We start from the raw sequence: 497 nt of genomic DNA on the forward strand, positions 1-497 counted from the left end.
TTGGCGCCAAGCGTGAGGACATCACCTTCGACGGCGCCAAGGTCGGCGTGATGACGCATTGCACATGGTCGCCCCGAATGAAGGCCAACATCGGGTATGCCTTGATATCGACCGACGTGAAGGCCGGAGCGACGGTCAGCGTCAATCGCGCGAACGGTTCGATGGCCGCGCGGCTGGTGGAGCTTCCTTTCCTCTGATTGACGAGGCGCCTTATCTCCGACCTCAGGCCCCCAACCACGTGCCGTTGACCCCGATCTCATTCCTCTACCGTACGGCTGATCTTTATCCTGATCGCCTGGCAATCATCGATGAGGAACGTCGCTTCACCTGGCTGGAGGTGCGCCGGCGCTGCGAGGCTCTGGCGGCGGGTTTGATCCGTTTGGGCGTTAGGCCAAGAGACGTCGTTTCGGTCCTTGCTCCCAACACGGCTGAAATGTTCGAGGCACACTTCGTCGTCGCGATGGCCGGCGCGGTCCTCAACACCATCAATATCCGGC

2 protein-coding genes are annotated in these 497 nt (G+C 61.2%); both read left to right on the plus strand.

All coding sequences use genetic code 11. The features are described from left to right. A partial coding sequence (locus EN853_RS33115) for a glycine cleavage T C-terminal barrel domain-containing protein (protein WP_210236092.1) occupies positions 1–197 on the plus strand: 197 nt, incomplete at its 5' end. Positions 198–238: 41 nt separating this feature from the next. After that, positions 239–497: AMP-binding protein (locus tag EN853_RS33120; RefSeq protein ID WP_210236093.1), on the plus strand; the 259-nt coding region annotated here is incomplete at its 3' end.

Source organism: Mesorhizobium sp. M1C.F.Ca.ET.210.01.1.1 (genome assembly GCF_004791585.1).
In the GTDB taxonomy this organism is placed as follows: domain Bacteria; phylum Pseudomonadota; class Alphaproteobacteria; order Rhizobiales; family Rhizobiaceae; genus Mesorhizobium.